The sequence below is a fragment of the Helicobacter sp. genome, from assembly GCF_022511165.1.
GTDB lineage: Bacteria > Campylobacterota > Campylobacteria > Campylobacterales > Helicobacteraceae > Helicobacter_C.
On record NZ_JAFLSB010000019.1, the window covers coordinates 16,668 to 27,136 of the forward strand.

General features: G+C 39.4%; 8 protein-coding genes. 5 read left to right on the top strand and 3 right to left on the bottom strand.

All coding sequences use genetic code 11. The features are described from left to right. Positions 1 to 38 precede the first annotated feature (38 nt). The 5 genes from J1E28_RS04245 (at position 39) to miaA (ending at position 6,194) form a co-directional block, all read left to right on the top strand. A complete protein-coding gene (locus tag J1E28_RS04245) occupies positions 39 to 1,385 on the top strand; it encodes a peptidase U32 family protein (RefSeq protein ID WP_291027093.1) in 1,347 nt (448 codons plus the stop codon). Between the two features lie 90 nt (positions 1,386 to 1,475). Beyond that, positions 1,476 to 3,107, top strand: coding sequence for a UDP-4-amino-4,6-dideoxy-N-acetyl-beta-L-altrosamine N-acetyltransferase (gene pseH / locus J1E28_RS04250; protein WP_291027095.1), 1,632 nt, complete (start codon positions 1,476 to 1,478; stop codon positions 3,105 to 3,107). After that, the gene (gene pseI / locus J1E28_RS04255; protein ID WP_291027097.1) at positions 3,104 to 4,132 is read left to right on the top strand and encodes a pseudaminic acid synthase; all 1,029 of its coding nucleotides are present in this window, start codon (positions 3,104 to 3,106) and stop codon (positions 4,130 to 4,132) included. The genes pseH and pseI overlap by 4 nt, the downstream gene beginning before the upstream one ends. A 56-nt stretch (positions 4,133 to 4,188) precedes the next feature. After that, positions 4,189 to 5,304 (top strand): alanine--glyoxylate aminotransferase family protein, encoded by a 1,116-nt coding sequence (locus tag J1E28_RS04260; protein ID WP_291027099.1) that lies wholly within the window; start codon positions 4,189 to 4,191, stop codon positions 5,302 to 5,304. Beyond that, a complete protein-coding gene (miaA, locus tag J1E28_RS04265) occupies positions 5,301 to 6,194 on the top strand; it encodes a tRNA (adenosine(37)-N6)-dimethylallyltransferase MiaA (protein WP_291027101.1) in 894 nt (297 codons plus the stop codon). The genes J1E28_RS04260 and miaA overlap by 4 nt, the downstream gene beginning before the upstream one ends. Positions 6,195 to 6,258: 64 nt before the next feature. Here the strand turns inward: miaA and J1E28_RS04270 are convergent, their stop codons facing one another. The 3 genes from J1E28_RS04270 to metE all read right to left on the bottom strand — a co-directional run bounded on the left by J1E28_RS04270 (position 6,259) and on the right by metE (position 10,349). Beyond that, the gene (locus J1E28_RS04270) at positions 6,259 to 6,951 is read right to left on the bottom strand and encodes a Bax inhibitor-1/YccA family protein (protein ID WP_291027103.1); all 693 of its coding nucleotides are present in this window, start codon (positions 6,949 to 6,951) and stop codon (positions 6,259 to 6,261) included. 129 nt (positions 6,952 to 7,080) lie between these two features. After that, entirely contained in the window at positions 7,081 to 8,058 is a 978-nt protein-coding gene (locus tag J1E28_RS04275) for a methylenetetrahydrofolate reductase (protein WP_291027105.1), read from the bottom strand. 23 nt (positions 8,059 to 8,081) lie between these two features. Beyond that, positions 8,082 to 10,349, bottom strand: a complete 2,268-nt coding sequence (metE, locus tag J1E28_RS04280) for a 5-methyltetrahydropteroyltriglutamate--homocysteine S-methyltransferase (RefSeq protein ID WP_291027107.1) — start codon at positions 10,347 to 10,349, stop codon at positions 8,082 to 8,084. Positions 10,350 to 10,469 lie beyond the last annotated feature (120 nt).

Here is a 10,469-nt window from a genome sequence, read left to right on the forward strand (position 1 = left end):
ATCCAAATGCTCTAGCAAAGATTCTTAAAAATAATGATATGGCACAAGATTCTACCCAAACTCCAAAATCCCAAAAAGTCCAGCTCCTCTCTCCTGCAGGGAATCTCACAAAGCTTAAAATCGCTCTTGCTTATGGTGCAGACGCAGTATATGGGGGGGTAAGTCATTTTTCTTTACGCACACGAGCAGGAAAAAATTTTAGCTTTGAGGATTTTGCCAAAGGTGTAGAATACGCCCACGCTCTAGGCAAAAAAGTATTTGTTACAATCAATGGCTTCCCTTTTAATTCTCAACTTAAGCTCCTAGAATCTCATATTGAAAAAATGGCAAGTTTGAAGCCAGATGCGTTTATTGTAGCGGCTATTGGCGTAGTGCGCCTTGCTCAAAAAATCGCTCCCCACATTCCTATCCACCTTTCCACTCAAGCAAATGTGCTTAATGTCCTTGATGCGCAGAGCTATTATGAAATGGGTGTAAAACGCATTGTCGCTGCACGAGAGATAAGCCTCAAAGACATTAAAGAGATTAAAAAACAGCTCCCTGATTTAGAGATTGAAATTTTTATCCACGGCAGTATGTGTTTTGCTTTTTCGGGGCGATGCCTTATCTCTGCTCTGCAAAGTGGGCGTGTGCCTAATCGTGGGAGTTGCGCAAATGATTGCCGATTTGATTATGAATATTTTGTGCGTAATAAAACAAATGATGAGCTTATTCCATTTAACTCCAAAGAGCTTTATGTCAAAAACCCCGATAATGGCGTGATGATGAGACTTGAAGAGACAGAGGGGGTAGGCACACATATTTTTAATTCTAAGGACTTAAACTTAAGTGAGCATATCCACGAGATTCTAGAATCTAATGTTATTGATGCGCTTAAAATCGAGGGGCGCACGAAATCACATTATTATGCAGGAATCACAGCTAGGGCATATCGCGCGGCTATTGATGATTTTTATGCAGGCAAGAATCAAAGTGCATTCTATGCTAATGAGCTTAATACTCTTAAAAATCGTGGCTTTACCTCTGGCTATATTATTCATCGCCCTTATGAGAAAAACAACACTCAAAATCACCTCACTGCTATCAGTAATGGCAATTATCAAGTTAATGCCGAGGTGCTTGAAAATGGCTTATTTGCGGTGTGTAAGCACACTATTGCACAAGGTGAGGCAAAAGAGATTGTGCTTCCCTTTGAGGCAGATGTCGCTTGTGGCAAAAGTGAGCTAGGTGAAATTTATGAAGAATCTGGCATAAAGATGATGCGCTTTGATAAAATCTGCCTTGAAAATGGCAATGAACTAAGCTCTATTCATAGTGGCAATACCAATGCCTTTAAACTCCCCTTGCCTCTGCCCCCTTTTAGTTTCTTGCGTCAAAAAATGTAGCTTTTTTCGTTACAACTTCACATATTTAAACAAATCGCCTTTTGTGGAACTCCCTTTGCTACTCCATTACACAAAGCAAAAAGGGATTATATGCGTGTTGATATTTTTTGTGAAAGTGGGGCAAAATATGGCTTGGGGCATTTTTATCGATGTGTGAAACTCATCGCCCTATGCGCCAAAACAAAGCAAATAAATGCCATTACTTTGCACAATCGTGGGGATTTTACCCCCCCGCCATTAGCACAATTATTAGGTGAGGTAATGCCTCAATATGTAAGCTATGAATGCAAAAACTACGAATGGCTCTCTACCCAACCCCAAATGCTTGATATTGCTATTGTTGATAGTTATGAAGCGCAAGAGTGGTTTTATTATCGCTTAAAATCTCAAAGCAAAGCTCTTATTTGCCTTGATGATACTCTGCGAGATGTGTATCCACCACAAAGCTATATTCTTAATCCCACTCCCCATATACAAGAGCATTTTGCACATAAAAACTATCATCTTTGGTGCGGAGAGGACTATATCATACCACCTATTCTATTACCTCAAAGCCCTATTGCATTAAAAAATACACAAGATTGTGCGCCCTGTTGCAATATTTTTGTGAATTTTGGTGGTGTCGATAAAGACAATCTTACCCAAGAGATACTTCATCATCTCTCACATCTGCTTACTTCGTCTGCCCTTACACATTGCCATTTTCATATCATCTTAGGCAATGGCTATGCACATCATCTCTTTCTTGAACCACATCTCCACGCACATATAAGCATTTATCGCCACCTCTGCCCACAAGATTTTTTAGCAAAAGCCAAAGAATGCGATTATGCTATAAGTGCAGGTGGTGGGAGTATGCTTGAGCTAATCCTGCTTAAAGTGCCAAGTATTATTATAGAATCTGCTCCAAATCAACATCTCCACATCACTCAATGGGCAAAAAAGGGAGCAATAGCCACTGCTAAAAACCCACTTGATGCGCTTTATATCTTACAATCGTGGTGTGAGCATACTTTGCACAATCACACATTTTCTTATGAAGATAACGCATCTTCTCTTGCTTTAGCTTTTAATGATGTAAGTTTGGATTCTATTCAAAATACCCTTCATAGCCTTTCTCTTGGGGCTTTGCTCCCTCAAGCTCTCTGCACACTTTTTGCACAAGTAAATGATATGACCTACACTCAATCTCACACACAAAACACACAAGCAGATTCGCTGCTTGCTCTGCCCTTTACGCATTTAAACCAAGAGCAAAGCGAGATTGTTCTCTCTATGCGCAATCATAAAGATGTTGCGCGTTGGATGTATGCCACACATATCAACCCCTCATCACATAGCGCATTTCTCCAAGAATTACAAAATAATTCATCAAAGCAATATTGGCTTTTTAAAGACAATGATGAATACATCGGCGTAGGCTCACTTACGCGTATCAATCCAAACCATAAACACGCCTTTATTGGCATATACGCTAATCCTCTATGCACACAAGATAATAAAGGAGCGCGAATTCTTGCATTTTTAGAATCTTTTGCCACGCATCACTTAGCCCTCCATACCCTTCATCTTGAAGTATTAAGCCATAATGAACGCGCATTAAAATTTTATGAAAAAAATGGCTATACCCGTGAGGGCGTATTACATCATTTCATACTCCACAAAGACGGGGAGCAAAGACGATATTATGATGTGATTTTAATGTATAAGGAGTGCCAATGAAAGCCAAAACCCCTCTTATCATTGCTGAATTAAGCGCAAATCATCAGCAGAATCTCCAAATTGCAAAAGATTCTATCCGTGCCATCAAAGAATGCGGAGCTGATGGGGTAAAGCTGCAAACCTACACACCAAGATGCCTCACACTTCAATCAAATAAACCACATTTTTGCATCAGTGGCGGGACATTATGGGATAAACGCAACCTCTATGATCTCTACCAAGAAGCACAAACACCTTGGGAATGGCACGAAGAGCTTTTTTCTTTGGCTAGAGAACTTGGATTAATAGTTTTTAGCTCTCCTTTTTCAGTGCAAGGCGTGGCATTTTTAGAATCCTTGCAATGCCCTATGTATAAGGTAGCAAGTTTTGAGGTAATGCACTATGAACTTATAGAAGCTATTGCTAAAACCAAGAAGCCTATTATCCTCTCTACCGGCGTAGCTACGCATAAAGAAATAAAAACCGCACTTGAACTCTGCCATAAACACAATGCCAAAGATATTACACTCTTGCATTGCATCAGTGAGTATCCTGCTCCCATAGAGAGCGCAAATATCGCCGCTATGCCCGAGCTTGCCAAAACCTATAAAAAATACAATATCAAATTTGGCTTATCTGACCACACAATTGGCTCACTTGCGCCCATTGTTGCTACAAGCTTAGGAGCGAGTATGATTGAAAAACATTTTATACTTGATTCTTCCATAGGTGGCGTGGATAGTGCCTTTAGTATGGATAAAAATGCCTTTCAAACAATGGTAGAGCAAGTGCGTCAAGCCAAACTTGCCTTAGGAGAAGCGCATCCAAAAATCTCATTAGAGACAAAAGCAAAAAGACGACAATTCGCGCGGAGCATTTGGATAAGCAAAGATATAGCAAAAGGTGAGCGTTTCAATGCGGATAATATCGCTGTATTGCGCCCAAATGGTGGCGCTCACCCTAAATATTTGCACAAGATTCTAGGCAAAAAAGCAAAAAGAGCATTAAAGGCTTGTGAGCCTTTGTGCTTAAATGATGTCAAATAGTTAAAAATAAGAGTATTTCAAGTATAATGTAGCTTTATTTTATATAAGGAGGCATTATGCTACTTTTTACGCCCGGACCCACGCCTGTGCCAGAATCTATACGCAATGCGATGGGTGAGCCAACCCTGCATCACCGCACCCCAGAGTTTGAGGCGATTTTTGCCAAAGCAAGAGCAGGGCTTTTAGAGCTACTTCAAATGCCTGAAGTCCTTATGCTCGCAAGTAGTGGAAGTGGGGCTATGGAAGCGTGTGTATGCACCTTTGCGCAAAGCAAAATGCTAAGTATTAACAGCGGTAAGTTTGGAGAACGTTTTGGTAAAATCGCCAAAGCGCATAAGATTCCCCATAAAGAGATTGTCAATGATTGGGATACTCCCGCAAGTGTAGAGAGTGTGCTTGAGGCACTTAAGAATGAGGGAGATGTGGATTGTTTTTGTATCCAAATGTGTGAATCTGCAGGGGGATTGCGCCATAATGTCGAGGAAATTGCAAAAGCTATCAAGGCTTATAATCCACGCATTGTGGTTGTGGTTGATGCAATTACTGCAATGGGAGTAGAGGAGATTGATGTTAGTCATATTGATGCACTCATTGGCGGCTCACAAAAAGCCTTTATGCTTCCACCGGGCTTAAGCATTATAGGACTTTCTCAATATGCCATAGAACTTGCAAATGCACGCGATGTGGGATTTTATTTCAACCTTAAAACAGAGCTTAAAAATCAAGCCCAAAACACAACAGCTTGGACTGCACCCACAACAATTATCACAGGTTTGGCAAAATATTTTGAAATCGTTAATGGTAATTTTAGGGAAGTTTATGCCAAGACAAGAGCAAGAAGTCTTGCCACACATAAGGCTTTAGAATCTTTAGGGCTTAAAATTTATCCTAAAAATCCCGCCCTTGCGATGAATACCATTTATGATGAGGCAAATGCCGCACAGCTTCGAAAAATACTAAAAAATGACTTTAAACTCAATGTCGCGGGAGGACAGGATAAACTTAAAACAAGTATTATACGCATTAATCAAATGGGGCTTATTCCGCTAGAGCAAAGCGTTTGGGTAGTCAATGCTATTGAACTTGCTTTGAATACACTCAAATTGCGCACCTTTAATGGAGAAGCAAACAAAGTCTTTTTGCAATCCTACTATGCCTTGCTTCCTCAATGAAGCTTATTGCCATACTTGGAGCGAGTGGGAGTGGCAAAAGTGCCCTTGCCCACCGCTTAGCCTTGGCATATCAATGCGAGATTTTTAGTCTTGATTCTTTAAGCATTTACAAATATATCGATATTGCCTCTGCTAAACCCACCGCCCTAGAACAAGAACAAGTGCGCTATTATGCACTCAATCTCCTTGAGCCAAACCAAAAATGCAATGCGATGCTTTTTGCCTCGCTCCTTGAAGAGACGATTGCACATTTTCCACCCGATAAGACTTTACTCATTGTAGGAGGAAGTAGCTTTTTTTTAAAAAGCATTATAGAGGGATTAAGTCCTATGCCACCTTTGGAAGCATATAAAGAATGGGTAGATTCACTAGGAGACTTACACACACAATATCAAATCCTGCAAGAGATTGATGAAAGATATGCACAGAGCATTACCCCCACAGATTCATATAGAATCCACAAAGCCCTTGCACTTTTTAAAGCCACAAATACTCCGCCAAGTAGCTACTTTGCTATACATTCCAAAAAGCCTTTTGCTTATCCTATTAAGATTTTTTCGCTTTTACGTGAGCGAGAGGAGCTTAGAGAGCGCATTGCTAAAAGAAGTGAGCAAATGATACAAAAGGGCATTGTAGAAGAAACACAAAAGATATTAGAATCTTATGGCGCATCTGCCTGTGCGCTTAAAGCTATTGGCACAAAAGAATGCGTAAGCTTTTTGCAGGGTAAAATTCCCTCACTTAGTGCATTGCAAGAGCAAATATTTTTTCACACTTGCCAACTTGCCAAACGACAAAATACCTTTAATCGCACTCAATTTAAGCAGATTACCCATTTATATGAGAATGATTTAGAACAAATACTTGTGAAGATTCTAGAAGAGAGCTAGGGCTTAAAGCCCTTATCATAGATACAAAAATGAGGATATGCTTTCACATATCCTCTCTTAAAAATTAGTCTCGACTTGAAAGACCAATGAGTGCAAGAAGATTCATAAAAATATTATAGAAGTCAATATACAATGCAATCGCTGCATCAACAGGGCTACTATACAAACCGCGTATAATATTTTGTGTATCATATGCTACATAGATACTAAAAAGAATCACTGCTGCGCTTGAAATAAGCACTTGAAACATTGAGCTGCCAAGGAAAATATTGACAATTGAGCAAACAAAAACAACAATAAGTGCAATAAAAAGCATTTTACCCATATTTGCCAAATCTTTTCTTGTCTTTAAGCCAAAAATACTCATTACGCCAAATACGATTGTGCTCATCGCAAATGCGGAAACAACAGCGCCAACTCCTGCTTTTGTTGCTACCATATATACAAGAGGTGTAGCCACAACACCAGTGAGTGTGGTAAAAATAAAGAGCATCGCAATATTTAAGCCCGGCTTTGAACGAGAAAACATCAAGCCAAAAAGGGCAGCAATTTCAGCAATAAACAATATCATACGATACTCAAAAACAAGGTGTAGATACATAAAGCCAACTATTGCGCCAATGAAAGCAAAAAACAAGCTCGCCGCAAAAAATAAATAAGTTGTTTTTACAAATTTTACGAGTGCGGTATCTTGTGCTGCAACACCTTGTGCCGAAGCGTTTAAATTGTTCATATAATTTCTGTCATAAAGTCCCATAGAATTTCTCCTTTACTTAAAGTGGGCTGTGATAGTAACATAATTTTACTAACAAAGAAAATTTCATTTTCAAGCTCGACTTATTCCTCATACAAACATCAAAACACATATCGCCACCTTCTGTAAATCTTAAAGGAAATGCTCAAGTAAGGCAGGATTATTTGCACTCATAAAATGAAATTTATTATGGAGTTTTTGAATCTGCTTGAATAATTGCAAAGACTGCTCTAAGCCAACCTTTTTTTCCTCCTCTATGCCTTTTTTATGAGCATTCTCAAGGCTTTGTATCCATTGATTTGGGATATACACACCGGGTAATTTATCGCGTAAAAAAAGCGCACCCTTATAACTTAGCACAGGGAAAAAACCAAGCACAAGGGCGCAATGAGTGTTATTTTGAATATTCAGCTTCTCTAAATTTGTGAGCAAAAATTCAGCCGCCTCAAGAGAATATACCGGTTGAGTAAAAAATGCGGATATATGAGAAGCTTCAAGCTTTTTTTGCATTTTGTTGATAAGGCTTTGAGAATTATTCGCATAGGCATTTATGACTTGAAAATTATAGATTCTCTCTGCTTTTTCCCTAAGTGTCTTGCCATTAATAGCCCTCCCCTCATTGAGATTATCAATAATCGCGCCGAGTTTTAAGGAATTATCTTCAAAAACACCTTTTGATTCTAAGCAATCTCCATATTTAATACTATCGCCTGTGAGCGTTAAAAAGAGACGCAACCCAAACTCATTTGCCGCTAAAATATCCCCACAAAGCGCAATAGAATTCCTATCTCGCATCGAAAGTGTGCAAATTACAGGCTTTTTGAGGGCTTGTTGCAACTTGATTGAGCTTAAAATTGATGAGGGCTTAAAACGCGCAAGAGGAGAATCTGTGCAAACAAAAGCATCAATATGTGAGATATGCTGGAGCTGTTCTATGAGATTCCTATCAAGCTTTGCACTCACGCGCGGAGAATATTCAAAACTCAAAAATGGGTGAGGTGATTGTATTTTTGCCACCACAGCATCAATAGAATCTGCAAAAAAAGAAGGAGTATCCACCCCCACAGATTCTGCATCTCCACAGGATTGCACACCTTGCTCTTTACTCATTATTTTCACTCAAGCCTTTTTCTTCATAAGCTTGTTCGCACTTTTTTGACTGCCTCTACGATGTGTGCAAGGCTAGGTTTTACTTCCTCCCATTTACGTGTTTTTAGCCCACAATCTGGGTTTATCCACAACTGCTCCTTAGGTAAAACCTCAAGCAGGGCTTTGATTTGCTTCTCTAGCTCCTCCACACTTGGGATTCTAGGGCTATGTATATCATACACACCCGGACCTACTTCGTGCGTATAGCCCACTTCTTTAAAGATTTTTAATAATTTATTGCCACTGCGAGCTGTTTCAATACTGATTACATCAGCGTCAAGGGCTTCAATGGTTTTAATAATATCATTAAACTCGCTATAACACATATGAGTGTGAATCTGAGTTTGAGAATGCGCAATGGCTGTGGCGCTCTTAAAACATTTTAATGCCCAAGTCTCATAAGCCTTGATGTTTTCAGCGCGCAAAGGATAACCCTCCTTGAAAGCAGCTTCATCAACTTGAATAATTTTTATCCCTGCATTTTGTAAATCATTAATTTCATCGGCGATACATAGCGCGATTTGCTCACATACTGCGCTTCGTGGTAAATCATCGCGCACAAAGCTCCAATTTAAAATCGTAACCGGACCTGTAAGCATTCCTTTCATCACTTTTTTTGTGAGACTTTGAGCAAAGCTAATCCACTCAAGCGTCATTGGTTTTGGACGCGCGACATCACCAAAAATAATAGGTGGCTTCACGCAGCGACTGCCATAGCTTTGCACCCACGCATTTTGACTAAATGTAAAGCCCTCTAATTGCTCACCAAAATACTCCACCATATCGTTTCGCTCGGGCTCTCCGTGCACAAGCACATCAATACCAATCTCCTCTTGGAATGCTACACAATCTCTAATATAAGTTTTGATGCCCTCCTCATATTGCGCCTTATCAATCTGTCCTTTTTTATAACTTAAACGCAATGCCCTAAGTTCTGGTGTTTGAGGAAATGAACCAATGGTTGTTGTGGGGAGTATAGGAAAATTAAAGTGTTCTTTTTGCACTTTAATGCGTTTAGCAAAAGGCTCTGCCCTTTGTGTTTTATCATAACTTTTTACACGCTCACGCACGGCTTTGTTGTTTGTTTTGGTAGAATTTTTACGCGCTGTATTGATAGTCTTATTTTCTTTTGCAAATGCCTCTTCTTGTGCATTCTGTGTGCCTTGAAAAATATGCTCTAACACACAAATTTCTTGAATCTTCTCTTGCGCGAAGCTAAGCCAAGAGAGAATTTCACTCTCTATTTTTTCTTCCCCCTCTTTGCTAAAAGGCACGTGAAGCAAAGAGCAAGAGGCACTTACTTTAATGCGCTCTTTTGGCACAACACGCGCAATAGAATCTAAAAGCGCAAGTTTAGATTCTATATCTGCTACCCAAATATTGCGCCCATCAATCACCCCTGCATACAGCACCTTATCACTTTTTGCAATGGATTCTAGACTCTGCATATTTTGAGTACCAGCGACAAAATCAAGTCCTATGCCATAAATGTTAGTTTTGAGTAAAATCTCTGTGAGTTCATTGCTATGCTCAAAAAATGTGCTTACAATGGCTTGAATACCTTTTTTAGCAATAGTATTGTAAATGCACTCAATCGCACTGCCTCCCTGCTGACACTCTAGCCCAAAAATCTCGCTATTAAATCCCCTTACAAAAATAGGTTCGCTAAATTCTACAATCACTTGTGAATCTAACTTTGCAATTTGCTCAATAAGATCAAAATAAGCACTCTTTAGCTTAGAGAATATTTCCTTTGACTCACCCTTAATCACCTTACTTAATGCAAATAATGTAAAAATACCAATGAGTGTAATTTTAGGCTTAAATCCAAGAGCTTTTGCCTCGTTATATTGTGTGATGATGCCACTTGCATCGGCTTTATACTCATCATCAATACTAAGCTCTGGCACGACATAGTGATAGTTAGTGTTAAACCATTTTGTCATTTCACACGCTACACCATCTTTATGCCCCCTTGCCATCGCAAAATACCCCTCCAAGCCACTGAGATGTTTAAATCTTTGGGGCTTACACCCGAGCGCATAAGCAAGATCTAGGATATTATCATAGAAGCTAAAATCATTTACGCACACATATTCGAGGGATTTTTGCACTTCCCAATGCTTTGCGCGTAAATCTTTTGCAACCCTCTCGAGTTCATCTTGGCTACACTTATTTGCCCAAAAGTTTTCTAATGCTTTTTTTAGTTCTCTATTTTTCCCAATGCGTGGGAATCCCAAAATGCTGCTCATTCATATCTCCTTTTGCATTATAAAATTTTCGTATTTTTACATAAGTTTATAAATACAATATGTAATCTAATTTTTTTGCATTACTTCTCCCATAGGCGCAACCCCACGCCTATGCGCTCA

Bases quoted from the DNA above. Each gene is read 5' to 3' on its own strand.
- J1E28_RS04245 (WP_291027093.1), top strand. From the start codon at position 39: ATGGCACAAGATTCTACCCAAACTCCAAAATCCCAAAAAGTCCAGCTC.
- J1E28_RS04270 (WP_291027103.1), bottom strand. From the start codon at position 6,951: ATGGGACTTTATGACAGAAATTATATGAACAATTTAAACGCTTCGGCA.
- J1E28_RS04275 (WP_291027105.1), bottom strand. From the start codon at position 8,058: ATGAGTAAAGAGCAAGGTGTGCAATCCTGTGGAGATGCAGAATCTGTG.
- pseI (WP_291027097.1), top strand. From the start codon at position 3,104: ATGAAAGCCAAAACCCCTCTTATCATTGCTGAATTAAGCGCAAATCAT.
- miaA (WP_291027101.1), top strand. From the start codon at position 5,301: ATGAAGCTTATTGCCATACTTGGAGCGAGTGGGAGTGGCAAAAGTGCC.
- pseH (WP_291027095.1), top strand. From the start codon at position 1,476: ATGCGTGTTGATATTTTTTGTGAAAGTGGGGCAAAATATGGCTTGGGG.
- J1E28_RS04260 (WP_291027099.1), top strand. From the start codon at position 4,189: ATGCTACTTTTTACGCCCGGACCCACGCCTGTGCCAGAATCTATACGC.
- metE (WP_291027107.1), bottom strand. From the start codon at position 10,349: ATGAGCAGCATTTTGGGATTCCCACGCATTGGGAAAAATAGAGAACTA.